Source organism: Spirosoma endbachense, from assembly GCF_010233585.1.
Classification (GTDB): Bacteria; Bacteroidota; Bacteroidia; order Cytophagales; family Spirosomataceae; genus Spirosoma; species Spirosoma endbachense.
This window is the reverse complement of sequence record NZ_CP045997.1, coordinates 9,334,244-9,350,132: the sequence shown is the minus strand read 5'-3', so window position 1 is coordinate 9,350,132 and position 15,889 is coordinate 9,334,244. Positions and strand designations below refer to the sequence as shown.

At 47.4% G+C, this 15,889-nt stretch carries 9 protein-coding genes; 1 reads left to right on the top strand and 8 read right to left on the bottom strand.

The genetic code is table 11. The features are described 5' to 3' along the window. Nucleotides 1-2: 2 nt before the first annotated feature. From GJR95_RS37600 to GJR95_RS37565, 8 genes are all read right to left on the bottom strand, one after another. Nucleotides 3-2,912 carry a SusC/RagA family TonB-linked outer membrane protein gene (locus tag GJR95_RS37600; RefSeq protein ID WP_162390761.1) on the bottom strand — a complete coding sequence of 970 codons (2,910 nt, stop codon included), beginning with the start codon at nt 2,910-2,912 and terminating at the stop codon, nt 3-5. Between the two features lie 80 nt (nt 2,913-2,992). Continuing rightward, nucleotides 2,993-4,822, bottom strand: a complete 1,830-nt coding sequence (locus GJR95_RS37595) for a RagB/SusD family nutrient uptake outer membrane protein (RefSeq protein ID WP_162390760.1) — start codon at nt 4,820-4,822, stop codon at nt 2,993-2,995. Between the two features lie 11 nt (nt 4,823-4,833). Further along, a complete protein-coding gene (locus tag GJR95_RS37590; RefSeq protein ID WP_162390759.1) occupies nt 4,834-8,343 on the bottom strand; it encodes a SusC/RagA family TonB-linked outer membrane protein in 3,510 nt (1,169 codons plus the stop codon). A 282-nt stretch (nt 8,344-8,625) separates the two neighbouring features. Further along, a complete protein-coding gene (locus tag GJR95_RS37585) occupies nt 8,626-9,624 on the bottom strand; it encodes a FecR family protein (RefSeq protein ID WP_162390758.1) in 999 nt (332 codons plus the stop codon). Nucleotides 9,625-9,681: 57 nt separating this feature from the next. Then, on the bottom strand, nt 9,682-10,317 hold the full coding sequence (locus tag GJR95_RS37580) for an RNA polymerase sigma factor (RefSeq protein WP_162390757.1): 636 nt from the start codon (nt 10,315-10,317) through the stop codon (nt 9,682-9,684). A gap of 9 nt (nt 10,318-10,326) precedes the next feature. Further along, nucleotides 10,327-11,733 carry a sugar porter family MFS transporter gene (locus GJR95_RS37575; RefSeq protein ID WP_162390756.1) on the bottom strand — a complete coding sequence of 469 codons (1,407 nt, stop codon included), beginning with the start codon at nt 11,731-11,733 and terminating at the stop codon, nt 10,327-10,329. Nucleotides 11,734-11,785: 52 nt separating this feature from the next. After that, nucleotides 11,786-12,637: a phytanoyl-CoA dioxygenase family protein gene (locus GJR95_RS37570; RefSeq protein ID WP_162390755.1), complete on the bottom strand. Its 852-nt coding sequence runs from the start codon at nt 12,635-12,637 to the stop codon at nt 11,786-11,788. Between the two features lie 22 nt (nt 12,638-12,659). After that, a complete protein-coding gene (locus tag GJR95_RS37565) occupies nt 12,660-14,807 on the bottom strand; it encodes an alpha-galactosidase (protein ID WP_162390754.1) in 2,148 nt (715 codons plus the stop codon). Nucleotides 14,808-14,969: 162 nt separating this feature from the next. Here GJR95_RS37565 and GJR95_RS37560 point away from each other — a divergent pair, with 162 nt between their 5' ends. Further along, nucleotides 14,970-15,881: an AraC family transcriptional regulator gene (locus GJR95_RS37560; RefSeq protein WP_162390753.1), complete on the top strand. Its 912-nt coding sequence runs from the start codon at nt 14,970-14,972 to the stop codon at nt 15,879-15,881. Nucleotides 15,882-15,889: the final 8 nt, after the last annotated feature.

Here is a 15,889-nt window from a genome sequence, read left to right as displayed (position 1 = left end):
AATTATAACTGGACTTTCACGCCTGCCGTAATGGTCCTGGTAACCGGATAGCCGGTTAAGGATTCAGAATCGCCGTAGGGAACCCGGTCGAGGGAGAACAGATTCGTACCGTTGACAAAGAACCGGACTGTTTTGAGTCTTATCTTATCCGATAGACCCGCCGGTAGCGAATAGCCAATTTCCGCACTACGCAGCTTGATAAAGCTTCCATCGCGTTGCCAGAATGAAGAAAACTGATAGTTGTTGAGGTTATCTTTTGACGACAAGCGTGGATAGTCGGCGGTGGCAGCCGTCTGTGGAGTCCATCGATTCAGGGCGATGGCAGCGACCTGACCATTGCCCTGGAATGCCTGAAAATAATTTCCCCCTAAGTAAACTGTATTACCCGTAACCGCCTGAAAGACCAGATCGGCATCAAATCCTTTATACCGGAAACCCGTATGCAAGCCAAATGATAGCGTTGGCAAACCGGGATTACCAATAGCCATTCGGTCATTGGCGTCGATGATGCCATCGGGTTTGCCATCGGGCCCGCCAATATCCTGGTATTTAATGTCGCCCGCTCTAATCAGTTCGCTCAACACACCGGGAACGCTCTTGGGGTCGGCCTGTCGTTTGGCGATGTCCTCCTCACTATAAAAACCAATAGCTTTGAGACCAAAAGGCTGGCCGATTGCGGCCCCCGTATTATATAACTGGGGGTTCAACTGAATTGCCTCCGCATTGAAGACCACTTTATTCCTGAAATAGGACAGGTTGCTTTCGACAAAGAATTGGAAATCCTTTTTTTGCGTGGCATTGTATCGCAGGGATACATCAAATCCTTTGTTAGTCGATTTACCCTGGTTCAGGCTCGGGGTAACAATCCCCGAAAATAAGGGGGTCGTACTCGCCGAAGCAACGATAATGTCATACCGATCCCGATTGAATACATCGACCGAAAGGTCTAAATTTTTGAAGAGAGTGGCATCAACGCCAATATTCAGTGATTTTTCTTTTTCCCAGGTTACGTTGGGATTGGCAATAACGTTTTCGGCTAACCCACCAACGGCTGTATTGCCCGTACCAAAAAAGTAGCCGCCCCCGCCAAAGGTCGCGGTATAGGCATACCGGGTCGACAAGCCCTGCGATACAATGTTATCATTGCCGACAAGCCCATAAGAACCCCTTACCTTCAGGTAATCAATCGCTTTGTTTTTAGTTAGGAATTTCTCATTGGAAAGAACCCAGCCAACTGACGCAGCCGGGAAAAATCCATACCGGTTACCAGGGCCGAAATTATTACTTCCCATATACCCAGCCGAGAATTCAGCGATGTACTTGTTATCATACGCATACGTAAATCGACCGGCTCCGCTATTATGCTTATAAGGATCAGTTGAGTTGGCCGTAGGTGTAGTAGGGTCGGATGCCGGGCCAAAAACCGTAACATTATCGGTATTGACCATTAACAGGCCCGAAATATCACTCTTACCAACCGTCCGTTTGTAGTTGAGGAATCCCTGAAAAATCAGATTCCGGTATTGATCCAGTGTTTCCTCCGTACCCGCCAGTGAGGTCAGCTGCCCAACAGCAGGGCTATATAGTACGTCTCCATTGGGCCCGCTTGACACAGAAAATCGCGGGTATTGCTTGGATTTATACGACCCTGATTTAAAATAGTTATTAATCGAAACGGCAACCGAAGCACTCAGCCCTTTAACAAGCATATCCAATTGCTCTGTTAACTTTAGCGACGACAATACAGTACGGGCATTGTTCTGATAAAATCCGGTTGACAGCAGATTAGCCACCGGGTTTGTGTATAACGCATTACCCCCATAACTACCGTTTGGGTTATAAACCGGAAAGGCGTTCGGAGGCAACTGCGCCAACAGGCCAAAGGTCGACCCGGTTGTGTAGTTATTTGGGTTGTTGGTCTGTTCGAATGCCCCGGCAATTTTAAATTCGGCAGAAAGCCGGTCGGTTAGGTTTACATCCAGATTGGTCCGAAAGTTATATTTGGCGTATTTTGAATTGGAGCTTTCTTCATTCATATCGCCGAATTTTTTGAACAAACCCTGGCTGTTGATCGCATTCAGCGTGACGAAGTACCGAACGAATTTATCGCCCCCACCAAAGGTCAGGTTGTAACTGGAGACGGGTGCCGTTGGCCGCAACACCTGATCATACCAGTTTACATCTGGATGAAAAACAGGGTCAGATCCGGTTTTATACGCGTCCAGATCAACAGTCGAGTAGCGAGCTGGCAAGCCGTCGTTGGTGAGAGCTTCGTTATACAGCGTAGCATAATTATAGGCGTTTAAAAATTTCGGTACGTATTGCGCCTGATTGAATCCCTGTTTGGTGGTAAAGGAAATTCTCAACGGGCCTTCTTTACCCACTTTGGTTGTCACTAACACGACCCCATTGGCCCCGCGAGCCCCGTAAATGGCCGTGGCCGAAGCATCTTTTAGAACCGTAATCGTTTCAATTTCTTCGGGTACCAGCTGCATAAATGAATTGGCTGGACCCGATCCATTGCTGATGTAGCCATCGATAACATAAAGTGGGGCATTGCCAGCCGCACCGAACGTATTTAAACCCCGAACAAAGAGACTGGGTGTAGAAGCCCCCGGCTCCGACCCGCCCTGTGCAACGGATAAACCAGCCAGACGCCCATAGAGGGTGTTACCGAGATTAAGCGAAAAGTTTTTTTCAAGATCCGCCCCATACACGGTTGAAATAGCGCTTGTGATCTGTTGCTTAACCTGGGTGCCGTAGCCAATAGGTTTGAACGCCGACATTGGCAAAACCGTGACGCTATCGAGGGCAGACAGTTGACTTGTCCCCTTTTGTGCCTGTACGTTTTTACTCAGCAACAGGGTTAGAAGGAAGACAGGGAAAAAGTTTAGTGTATAGTATCGTTTCATTGTGGCGAAGGAAGTTGGTTAATAGGGTATAGTAAGGAATGCCGCCCTGCGGGTTTGCCGCCCAGCGTCAAATTCCAAGCTTACCAACCGGGGTTCTGGACTAAATTCCCTTTAAGCACTTCTGTCAATGGGAAAGGATGCAGGTACATGTTCTTGTTGAATGTCCTTGTCTCAAATGTGTAGGGCTTCCAGGAATATTTGTAGTTAGGCGCCGTACCCGTCCGGGTAATTTGCAACCCATCCATATTCCCCTTCATAATGCCTTCTTCCTCAGCAATTAACCAGCGTTTGACATCCCAAAAACGGTGATCGTCATTAAGCATTTCAATGGCAATTTCATTACGAACCCGCTGCCTGAATTGCTCTTTGGTAAGTCCCTGCGGCAGATTAGGCATACCGGAACGGGTTCGAATGGTATTGACAGCATCATAGGCTGCCTGTACAGGACCCGCGGCTTCATTTAGGGCTTCGGCGTAGTTGAGGTACAATTCGTTGACCCGAAACAGTACATCGTTCATGACAAAATTGGCACTGGTCGCATTGCGGGGTATGTATTTCCGCAACCATAGCCCGCCCTTACAGTTCACATAGTCTTTACCACCGTTGTAGATCTGGGCAATTGGATCGCGGGCCGTATAATAGCCGTTGGTATAGATCACCGACTGCTTGAACCGTGGGTCCAACTCGGCATATTTTGCCATCAAGTCCGTTCCGCCGGCAGCGTCCCAGGTTTGAGGAGTACCGTCGAGTTTTTCGTACTTCTTCAGAAAATTCAACGGCATACTAATGCCACTCCAGAATGAACCAAAACAGGATGCGTTCCAGAAGGTCAGGGGTGCATTCCCTATGTTCGTAATACCATTGGCATTATTAGCACCACCCTGATACATGAATATCAACTCTTTGTTATTGGTGGTTTCCCAGGATACCCGGTAATTGCCCAGTGGCCCTACGGTGCCATTATCCAGTTCTTTTGGATTTCGGTTCGCGGGGTCGTCAATAAGCCCATAGCCATTGGCCAAGGCATAATCGAGGGCTACTTTAGCGGCATCGGCAGCTACCTGCCAACGGGTCTGGTCAAAATTACCATAGCAGATCAGGGCATTGTCGGCCGCATTGGCCATAGGCAGTACAGGTGTTGCGGTATTATATTGCGGACTGGCGGCATACAATAACACTTCGGCTTTGATGGCCAGTGCTACCAATGCAGTTACCCGACCTGTCTGCGAAGCCGAATAAACGGCCGGTAGGTTGGGGACCGATTCGTCGATATCCTTGACAACAAACTTTACACAATCACTAAAGGAGCTTCGGGGTACTACTGCTTTTTCACCGGGCTCATACACTTGATCGACAATAGGAACACCCCCATAGCGTTTGAGCATTTCCAGATAATTTAGAGCCCGTAAGGACTTAACTTCAGCAATAACCTGCTTTTTATAGGCCTCATCGGCATCGGGCACTTCATTGATCCGTTTCAGAACAAGATTGATCTGGCGCAAGGCTATCCACCGAATATAATACCGGAAGTCTTCCAGGTTAACAATCGTGGCAGGCAGTACGGTACCCTCATTCCATCGGTTACTATGCACAAAAGATGCTTCCGATGCATCGCCTTCATCGCTGATACTGGAGCTGGGATGAATACAGTCGGTGGTGTTTACGCCCGAGAATGGAATGTAGTAACTGGCGGGCGTTGTAACGGCTTCGCCTTGAATCCGGTATCGGAAATTCGAATGGACGCCATACCGGTAAATCGTCGTGATAAAAGTCTCCAGATTGGCTTTGTTCAGAAAGGCATTGTCTTCTGTCAAATCCACGCCAGGCGCTTTATCTAAAAAGTTTTTATTACAGGAGGTCGTAATAAAACAGCAAACGAGTATAGTAATGAAGGATACTATTTTTTTCATGACGGCGGTAATTAGAAGCTCAGGTTTATACCGGTATTGATGGTTCTGACAAGTGGGTAAGGCTCTGTGTTGGTATCTCCTGTTGCCGTATTTTCGGGGTCAATACCCGGATACATGTGTTTCCATGTATACAGGTTATTGGCGTTTACATAGATGCGGCACGCGCTGATATGCAGCTTTTTGAGCAGTCCTTCGGTCAATCTGTAGCCTATTTCAGCATTTTTTATCCGCACATAGCTGGCATCTGCCAGCCAGTAAGAAGACCCTTCCCCATTCGGATTGCTGTTGACCGAAAACCGTGGAAACTGGATAGGTAATCCAGCGTCGTAGCGTTCCTGCGTCCAGCTTTCGTTCATGTAGTTGGGTGACCCCTCGGGCGGTGCCTGACCGTAGCCAGTTCCTCGCTGGAAACGTGTGTAATAATGCGATACGTTACCAACACCCTGAAACAGCACCGACAAATCGAATCCTTTGAATGTGAGCCCAATCGAAGCGCCAAATGTTTTCTCAGGCAAATTGGAATAGCCAATCGGGACAGCATCAAAGTTGTTGATGACCCCATCCCCGTTATAATCTTTGTACTTTATATCTCCGGGTTGAACTTTGTTATTCTGATAGGAGTAGACAGGTCGATTTGAGGCATTAACCTCTTCCCAGGTATTGTAAAGACCTTCGGCAATCAGTCCGAAGTTTTGGCCTAAACGCTGCCCGGTACGGTTCTGATACGGATACTGATTGGGTACTTCGTCACGGAAGAGTACTTTATTGCGGGCAAAACTAAAATTAGCAGAAATACGGTACCCCAAACTTCCAACCTTATCGGTATACGTAATGTCGCCTTCATAGCCCTTGTTCTCCATTTTACCCAGGTTACTGGCGGGCTGCGACAAGCCTACGATGGACGATATAGTTTGGGGCGTTGCGAGAATATCACTGCGGTTTTCATTAAATACATCAGCGGTGAATTTGATTTTGTCTTTCCACATCCACAACTCCAGACCGATGTTTTGCTTGACGGCCCGTTCCCAGGTTACATCCGGGTTTCCGGTGGCCCCTTCCCGGATGCCGGCGAAACCACTATAGGTTGACCCAACATTTCCGAAATAATAGATATTTGCCACGGATGAATAGCTGGTTTCCCGGTACAGAAAACGGGTTCCCCCAATGTTATCATTGCCAACCTCGCCGTAAGAACCCCTAACCTTAAGGAACGTCACAAAGCCCGCTTTCGGGAAAAACGGCTCCTGGGAAGCTACCCAACCCAGTGAATAGGCCGGAAAAAAGCCAAACCGTTTGCCCGGAGCAAAGTTTTCGGTTCCATTATAGCCCACATTTACTTCGGCTAAATAACGTCCCTTATAGTCGTAGGTGGCTCGGCCAACAAAACTCTGATAACCCTTAGGGACTAAAAAAGCCAGGGACGGATCAAAGGTTTTCTGCTGGTTGTAAAGTAATAATCCCGTTACGTTATGTGCGCCAAAATTTCGCTTATAGTCAATCCCCGCTTCTGCCGTAATTCGCCGGTTATACGTTCCAGTCTGGTTAAAGCCAAACTGGGCTTCCGTCGTCGACGGCACATAGTTGATCGTTCCGTCAGGAAGTTTTACGGCTAAATATGTAATGAGCGTTTTGGTATTGACGATCTGTTGATCATTGTAGGTTTGCATGGCCACGTTTCCGTGAACAGACAAGCCGTCAATCAACGAGCCAAGATCATAATCCAGTCGAAAATTCCCATTCAGGTAGTTCCGATAAGACCGTTTGAGACCACCGGCCAGATTTGGGTACAGTAAACTGGCGTAGGGGTTATTTTGTGACCCTGTAAGAATATTAACAACTTTGCCATCAACAACACCGGGCGTACTCAGGGGGCTTGCACGGGCAATATCGCCCACGACACGCTCGGTACTGCTACCATTATTGCCGCTCCTTGCCTCCGTTTGCGACGACAAATCGAGTGTCATTCTCAATCGGCTTGTGACATCGAAATTGAAATTAGACCGGAGGTTATAGCGTTGAAAAAGCGACTGTGGGGAAAAAGCGTCAACTACATCCTTGGTATCTTTAAACAACCCTTCCTGGCTGAAGTAGCCCGCCGAAACAAAATACCGCACCTTGTTTTGCCCTCCACTGATGTTAACATTATGCTGTGATTGTTTCGACACTTTCTTAAACATCACGTCGAACCAGTTGACGTTTGGATGAAATACCGGATCCTGCCCATTCCGATAGAGTTCAATATCCTGGTCCGTGTACTTTGGTACATAAACAGTACCTGTTACATAAGCATCTGCCTTGATCGCATCATTGAAGTGAGTGGCGTAATCGCCACTGTTCATCATCTGTCGTAAGTCGGTAAATGAGTTGAACCCCTGATTAAAGGTGTAACTTACTTTAGGGGGCCCAACCTTACCCCGCTTGGTCGTAATAATCAGTACACCGTTCGCTCCCCGGATGCCATATACAGCCGTCGACGACGCATCTTTTAGGATCGTTACCGATTCGATTTCATTGGGATCAATATTATTGTAGTTATCGACCTGAATGCCATCGACCAGCGTCAATGGATCGGTGCTACCCGAAAACGTACCAACCCCTCTAATTCTGATTTTCGACCCGTCGTTACCCGGTTCACCACCAGATTGAGTAGCAAACAGTCCCGGCAAGCGACCCACCAGCGAGTTACTGATATTGGCTACCGGCGACTGGATCAGTTCTTTGGTTCCAATGGTTGAAATGGCCCCCGTAGCATTGATCTTCTTCTGAGTACCAAAACCAACCACGACAACCTCGTTCAATTCCTTGAGATCATTCTTAAGGGCAACATTGACCTGGGTTCGGTTTCCTACCGTAATTTCCTGTTTTTCAAACCCTACGAAGCTAAAGACCAGCACTGCATTTTCATTGGGTACAGCAATAGAATAAGCTCCGTTAGCATCCGTATTGGTCCCTTTGGTAGCTCCTTTGAGCACGATGCTGGCACCAGGAATGGGCTCGCCCTTTTCGCTTTCGGTCACTTTACCCTTTATAAGAATATCGGCGGGTTTGGTTGTTGAAAACGACTGCATATTCACTCTTGACGCCAGCGTATTCATAGCCAGCACTTTATCGGTTTCTGGCTCGGGTAGCTGGTTTATCGATGTCTTTAAAAGCTCGGTTTCGGCCGGTTGATTTTTAGGTGACTTCCGGGGTAGTATCGTATAGCCGCCCCCTTTGAGTTTACGAAAACGCAGGTTAGCCGGCGTAAGCACCCGTTCGAGAATCTGCTCCAGTTTATCATTTTCGTTGACTGGCCCGGAAAACGTTTTGTTTTCCAATAGTTCTTTCTGATAAACGAAAGTGGTTCTGTAGGTTAATTCCAGCTTTTTAAGAAGCCCGATGATACTAGTCGCACTTTCCTGTGAGCTTCCTCCATCCTGTGGCCTGTATACAGAGGCAAATGTCAATTGGGCTGTTCCCTCCTGAATCCCGAAAAAGCAGGATAACCAGAAGATGGTATAAATGAGGATACGTCTTTTCATAGTAAAAACCGGATCGTGTGATTGACTAGGCTGTAGTTGGTAGTCAAACAGGCGAGGGTGCCACTTTTCCCGCTATTTCTATGAATATTTTCCTTTAATTTTTAAATCTTCTTATCACCTGGCTGACATTTCATTCCTATTGTAGCATTCGTTAAAGAACGGAGCGGACTACCGTTACAGCACAGGGAACAAAAATATTTAGGTCGCCAATCTAAATATTTTTGTGTTCCAGTTGCTGCAATGGTAGTCCGCTCTGTAGTTAATTGATTGTGTTAACTCTGCTTACCTGAATATGTAAACATCTCCCTCTTTTTTCACATCGACGTCAAGAATGATTGATAAATTGTCGATACAATCCTCGGCGACTTCGGTGCCTAGTTTACCGGTAAGTTTCTTGTCTACCAATTGGGTATCTTCCAGTTTGATCCTGACGCCAAAGGTATCTTCCAGACTATTTATAATTTCTGGCAGACTTTTGCCGTCCAATATGATATAAGAAGCCTTCCAGGCATCATAGAGGTCAGGCTGCACGCGTTTCAGTTGAATCTGGCGGCTTTTTGGTGATACCGTGGCCATATCACCGGGTTTCATAACGACCATCGACTGATTATCCGTGCTTAGCTGTACCTTACCTTCTTCTAAAACAATATGGGTCTGGTCGCGCCGGGTGTTTACGTTAAACTCGGTTCCCAGTACTTCGATCTGTGCCTCCGGCGTATGAACAATGAATTTGGCACCCTTCCGTTTGGCAATATCGAAATAAGCCTCGCCTTCCAGCCATACTTCCCGAACAGGTCTATCGGCCATATTATCAGCTACTTTAAGCACAGAATTGGCATTGAGTGTAACTACTGACCCATCCGTCAACTTGATCTCCTGTATTTTCCCATAAGCCGTCTGATAGGTCAGTGACGAATTTGCCTGATAGGCCCGCCAGCCCAGGCCGATCGACATTACCAGCAAGATGACAGCAGCCGCAGCCCAGTAGGGTCGCTGATACCAAGGTACGATCCGGACAGTGGCGGTTTCGCTTTCAAGTTTTTCAATATCGTTCCAGATACGTTGTTTAAGCCGGGCCAGGTCTTGTTGAGAAGGATCAATTTCGCGAAAACGAATTGTTTTAACGTAGTCGATAGCAGTCTCTATATCGGCCACTTTATGCGGATATTCGACCATAAAGGATTGCCAATACCGATTCGATTCATCGGTGGGACTCAATACCCAGTGAATAAAATTAGGGTCTTTACAAAAGTCTTCTACAGTAAAATCGGAATTCGGCATCGGATAGGCGTCATGGTCGTACTCGTTAAACAGCCCACAATTTATTTTTTCCCGGCTTTATCCCAATAAAATCTTTACGAAGTAAATCAGAATTGATCCTGGCAGACTCCACAAAGCGCCCCCCTGCTCGAAGGACGTACGTACATACGCCCGCAACGTTGTTAAGGCCACATTCACTGTATTGTAAACACTCTTCATCGTTATATCCATCACCTCTGCCGCCTGCTGGTAGCTCAGCCCTTTCATGAATACCAGGTATAGAATTTCTTTCTGGCGTTTGGGTAACTTATTCAACTGCGCAATCACCAAGAGTTTCTGCTGCTCGATGAGTTGCTCTTCAACGAGCGTCTGTTCGTAGGGCTGAATGAGGAATTCTGCGTTGTCAAACAAATACTCGTCCGAGTCCAGCTTATTCAATCGGCCAACTGTATCGAGTAACCGTCTGCGCAATGCCCGGAATAAATAAAACCGAATATTATCGGTAGGTCCCAGGCGAGTCCGGTTTTCATGGATATGTAAAAATAACTCATGAAGACAGTCTTCAACCAGCTGCCGATTTCGGATCAGGTTATAGCCATACCGGTAGAGATCAGCCGAAAACAACTCATAGAGCTGTGAAAAAGCATCCTGACTTCCATTACGAAAGTCATTCCACAAGCGAATATGTTCGGCGGGTGTTAGTTGAGGTGTCATATTCGCTGATTAATGTTGGGTTAGCTGCTTTTCAATTTCTTCCAGTGATTTCCCTTTCGTTTCCGGCATTCGTACCTGAATAAACAGAAAGTAAACGAAACATAAAACTGCGTGAAAACCAAAAGTTAACGGCAATCCCCAGTATTGCTTCAAGATCGGGAAGGAGGCCGTTGTGAAGAAATTGGCGATCCACAGAGACAGAGTTGCCAGGGCCATCGCATAACCCCGGATACGGTTCGGAAAGATTTCCGAGAGAGAAACCCAGGTAACAGGGCCCAGCGTTGCCGAATAAATGGCAATGAAGGCTAGCAGGAAAATAAGTACCCAAGTACCAGGCAATTGCCAGTAAAAAGCTGCCGATAATGCCAGGGCATCTATACAAAGTAAAATCGAACCGTATTGCAGTAGTTTCTTTCTGCCGATTTTATCGATGGTACCGATGGCGATGAAGGTAAAAATGAAGTTGATAACACCAATAATGATTGACTGTAAAAAAGCCGAATCCTGCGCCATACCCGCCTGTCGAAATAAATCCGGCGCGTAGGAAAACAGAGAGTTTTGACCAACTGCCTGCGAAAAAACGGCTACTACAATGCCAATGGAGACGATCGGCCACAAGTCTTTCCGAAACAGATCACGGAGCGATTGGCGGTTGGCTGATCCGTCCGCCGGGGCGTTTCCGGTTTCCTGCGAGAAACTACCTTTGATTTGACTGGCTTCAATCGCTGCATACATACGACCACCAATCCGTGTTAAAACAGCCTCGGCTTCGTCGGTACGCTGTTTCCGAATGAGCCATCGCGGACTTTCAGCCACAAAAAACAAACCCAGGAAAAACAGAATCGACGGTACCGACTGCGACGAGAACATCCATCGCCAGTTATTTACACCGGTATTCAGCAGCAGGTAATTGGAGAGGTAAGCAAGTAGGATGCCAATCACAATCGAAAGCTGATAGAACGACACCATACGTCCCCGCATAGGCGCGGGCGAAATCTCGGCTACGTACATCGGGCAGACCAAAGCCGCAGCACCCACGGCTACTCCGCTCAGCATCCGGAATGTTACGAACAGGGGAAAGCTTCCAGCCCAGCCCGTGCCCGCACCAGTCAGGGCAAACAATACAGCGCAGCCCATCAGGAGCTTCTTCCGGCCCAGCGCATCGCTCAGTTTGCCACCAATCAATGCGCCAATGGCCGCACCCAGATTAATACAGCCCACGGCCCAACCCGTCTGAAACTCATTCAGTTGAAAGTGTTTCGTAAAAAAAGGGACGGTACCGGAGATGATCACCAGATCAAAACCGAACAACACGCCCCCTAAAGCAGCAATCGCACTGATGAGATAGACGTAACTGCGATTGACCGCTACGTCGACCCCGCTGACTTCTGGTAGTGCCTGAATAATAACTGCCATGATCTGATCGGTAAAGATTTAGGAAGGTAAGCTACTCTGAAATGACCAACAGCTACTTCAGCGATACGTCGGCTTCTTTGCTCAAAAAGCCAGCACCCTCTTCAAGCAGCCCAGCCGCATCCCAGGTTAACAGCGCATCATTCGGGACCACCTCGATGGGTGTGATACTCGCTGACGAAGACGACGATTCGTTGTAGCCAAGATTCGATTGACGGTTGTAGCACGAAATCATCGACCAGCGTGGCTTATCGGATAAATTAGCCTCTGACCGGTGAAGAATGTTGCTGTGAAAAAACAGGACATCACCTGCTTTTAGCTCCACAAATACGCGGTCCATCGTTTTCAACGCCAGATCGACATAACGTTGCGAAGCGCCCACTTGTTCGCCCGCAAACCCGTGTTCGACGCGACCCATTTTGTGCGAACCTTTGATCACCTGCAAACAGCCATTTTCCTGATTGGCATCCGTAATGGCGACCATGACCGACATCATCTGATCGGGCAACAGAAATTCGTTTTTATACCAGTAACCGTAATCCTGATGCCACTCCCAGGCCCCTCCTACCCGTGGCTCTTTCTGCATTAGTTTGGAGTGAAAATGACAAACTGCGTCTTCGCTGCCATCGGCTTTTCTATCGAGCAATTTGTCCACCGATTCTACGAGTTGATGGCTTCGGGTGAGCAGGCCATACACATCAACGCCGGGTTTATACCAGAGCGACAACTTACTTCGTTTGCCCGAGCTATCATTGATATTGATAGCATGTTTACTGATGGCACTATCTTCAATAGCTACGTGGTAGAGTTTTTCAACTTCGTCGGCATTTAGAAAGCCTCTGACAATCAGGTAACCATCCTGATTATACTGCTGAATTTGATGGGATGTTAACGATTCGTTTGTCATGTTGATTAACAGTATAAGTATATCAATTCGAACTAATCTCAAAAAGCTCTCCGTCATACATACCCGTCAGGGTCACGGGAAAGCCCGACGTTTGCAGGGCCTGTCCAGTCAGAGCGATCACTACTTTCCCATCTATTGATTTGACCTGGTACTGCTTTACCGGATCGAGATGTTGAATAGTGATCATCCGCTTTGTTTCGATGGCGCCGTGTTTAAAAACTCCGATAATGCCGCCCTTCTTCGTTTCAGTGTTGATGCGCTGGAAACCATCCCACATGCCTTCCATTGGCTCCCCGAATCCGGCAAGGTCCTGACGGTAGGTCATTATTTGATGTTTGTTTTCCATTGACTGTAGCCAATCAGCATAGGCCCGGTATTTTTTCAGGTCAGGAGCGGCTAATTTTCGGGGATCGCCCAGCATGATGGGTAAAGCCCCGGCTAATGATTTGATGTGCATTTCCCAACCGGCATCCTGCATTTCGGGATTGCCGATGACCAGTGCCGTGGCGGGTATTGCGGGAGAGCGCCACCAGGCCATGTTCCTGACGCGCAGATCGACATTGGCGTCTGGTGGTCCGTAGAAATTCGACAGCCAGTCTCCCTCAGCATGTTTCAGCATGGCGTAATCAACTAGTTGCAACCCACCCATCGTCTCGAACGTACAATCGATAAACAGATTGGGTTTGGCCGCATGCAGCTCATCAAACAGTTTCCAGACCTCCTCATAGTTAGTGGATAACGACTCATTATGGTCTTTATGCCCCCTATGATGGGTAGCATAACAACCCGTTACCTTGTTCCCAAACCGGTATGTGCTGGTGACCACCGTGAAATCTAGCTTTAAGTATTCAAGGCCATAATCGAGCGCTAGCTTTAGCAATATGTCTTTGATGTAGCCGCGCCATTCAGTGCCGAAGCAGGCCGTGCGCATGTTCAGGTCATCCTCATGGAGATTGGCCGGTTGCTGATTTTCGTCAAGAACGAACCAATCCGGGTGTGCTTTGTAGACTTTGCTGTCTGGTGAGGCACTGCCCACGCTAACCCACATGCCAGGCTTCATTCCCAACGCCTTGATATAGTCGAAAACAGGTTTCAGACCATTGGGGAATTTTTTGGTATCGATAATCCAGTCACCATAATTGTCCGCCCAGCCATCGTCAATGATAAATTCTTTCATACCGGCATCAGCAGCAGCTTTTGCCAGTTCCATGACCAGCTTCTCATTAATATTTTTGCGAAAAGGTACCCAGGTATTATAGACAAATGTGGGCTTTTTCTCCAATTCGGAAAGGCGTATGCCCATATGTTTCCGCACAAATTCAGGGACTGCGGTGTTCAGTATTTCATCCGGGTCTTTGTGGTTGTTGTACACCATCGTAAATACCTGCGGGGTCGTAAACGACTCGTCTTTCGCGATGTATTTGCGGAAAGGGAACCTACCATTCTTGTGCGTCAGGCCGCACAGAATGGTAGGTTCATCCCAGAAAATCGATGTATGTTTAACAACTCCGGCGGCCTCGTTCCCAATTACAATTCCCTGCAGCCAATCACTATTGTGAACGGTCAGTAAGGCATCCTGAAAGTTGCCATCATAAGGACCAATCGACCGCCTTCTGCCGTAATCATGGAAAATCCAGCTAAACGTAGTGGCGTTGTAATTCGTTACGACAAACTTTTCTACATCGACTGATTCCAGCCGAACCGGCTCGTTGGTTAGGTTTTTTAGCGTTAAGCTTTTGCGGATAACGGGCAGGTTGGGATACAGTAAAAAATTCAGGGTGAGTTCGACTTTTCCGTCTTTGCTTTGCAGGGTCACAGCAGCACCATTACCTTGTTTGGTATCGGTAATTTTCTGAACCGTCACCAGTTTCCAGTCGCTGGAACCACTATACACGTTATCGTTTATTTCAAATTGAAAGTCCGGATTCGTTTTCTGGAAATACTTAAAATCACCCGCAACGGGTTTGTACTCGGTAGTCAGAAAATGACCGCCTGATGACGGTAGGTTGATGGTTCGCTGGACGATTCCGTTGTTCAATACAAGTTCCGAATTCGTCCATCTGGCAAAATTTATGGCCTGCGCCTGCACGACAGTGGCGGCCACCGAAACCGCGAGTATAACGCCCGTCATCAGACAATTCAGTAAAGTGTAGTACAGGGATCTCTTCATAAAAAGACGTTCAATGCCAAGAAGTGATGTATAAACCCGAGGTATCTAATTGCATTTAACGCTAACAAAATTCAGTTTTTCCAAGAAGACGCAGATGAAGTATTTTAGCCTAAACATGGATTATTCTATCTTTATAGCGTTTTATCGATTAAGCACAATCAGATGAGCCCACTAACCCGTAAAAGCCGAGGATTTGCCGGGGAGCGAATCATTGAGGTTCCCAAAGAGACCGTCGACAAATGTTCGTCGATGGCTCTGATTAGCAGTTTGTATATTACCCGGATGGGTTTTTACCCGAAGGCTCTTTATCATTACTATCAACGCCCGGTTGGCATATCGCAGGTGATTTTCCTTTATTGCACTGATGGACAGGGTTGGCTTCAGCTGGCGAAAGACCGGATCATCATTCAGGCGGGAGAAGTTTTTGCCATTACTCCCGAAACACCGCATTCCTATGGCGCTGATACCGAAAACCCCTGGACAATCTACTGGTTTCACTTTAGTGGTACGCAATGTCACGACGTAGTACGCGCAATTATGGAAGAACGCAGCAATAGCCCTCATACCGTCCGGGTGCCTTATTCAGATGACCGTATCGCCCTGTTCGACCAGATGTTCGATACGTTTCTGAAAGGGTATAGCACCTCGAATCTGCTGTTTGCGAACCTGACCATCCCGTATTTTCTGTCTTCGTTTATTCTTCCGGAAAACTTTCAGAAGGAAATCGTTTCTAGTGGAACCATTACCCCAACAAACAGGGCAATTCTATACATGCAGAATAACCTCTCTTCCTCCGTTACACTGGACAATATTGCCCAATCGGTTAACCTGTCTACCTCATTCTTCTCCCGAAAATTCAGGCAGGATACCGGCTACGCGCCCATTGAGTACTTTAACCACCTTCGTATTCAGCGGGCTTGCCAGCTCCTTCACTTCAGCGATTTTCGGATCAATGAAGTAGCGTCTCAACTGGGCATCGATGATCCGTTCTACTTTTCGAGGCTGTTCAAAAAGCAGATGGGCGTTTCCCCCGCTGAGTATCGAAAGAGTGAAGGTATTCAACGGAGGATGTAAGTGACAGC

Excerpts from the sequence above, each read along its gene's own strand:
- GJR95_RS37600 (WP_162390761.1), bottom strand. The coding sequence starts at position 2,912 with ATGAAACGATACTATACACTAAACTTTTTCCCTGTCTTCCTTCTAACC.
- GJR95_RS37595 (WP_162390760.1), bottom strand. The coding sequence starts at position 4,822 with ATGAAAAAAATAGTATCCTTCATTACTATACTCGTTTGCTGTTTTATT.
- GJR95_RS37590 (WP_162390759.1), bottom strand. The coding sequence starts at position 8,343 with ATGAAAAGACGTATCCTCATTTATACCATCTTCTGGTTATCCTGCTTT.
- GJR95_RS37585 (WP_162390758.1), bottom strand. The coding sequence starts at position 9,624 with ATGCCGAATTCCGATTTTACTGTAGAAGACTTTTGTAAAGACCCTAAT.
- GJR95_RS37580 (WP_162390757.1), bottom strand. The coding sequence starts at position 10,317 with ATGACACCTCAACTAACACCCGCCGAACATATTCGCTTGTGGAATGAC.
- GJR95_RS37575 (WP_162390756.1), bottom strand. The coding sequence starts at position 11,733 with ATGGCAGTTATTATTCAGGCACTACCAGAAGTCAGCGGGGTCGACGTA.
- GJR95_RS37570 (WP_162390755.1), bottom strand. The coding sequence starts at position 12,637 with ATGACAAACGAATCGTTAACATCCCATCAAATTCAGCAGTATAATCAG.
- GJR95_RS37565 (WP_162390754.1), bottom strand. The coding sequence starts at position 14,807 with ATGAAGAGATCCCTGTACTACACTTTACTGAATTGTCTGATGACGGGC.
- GJR95_RS37560 (WP_162390753.1), top strand. The coding sequence starts at position 14,970 with ATGAGCCCACTAACCCGTAAAAGCCGAGGATTTGCCGGGGAGCGAATC.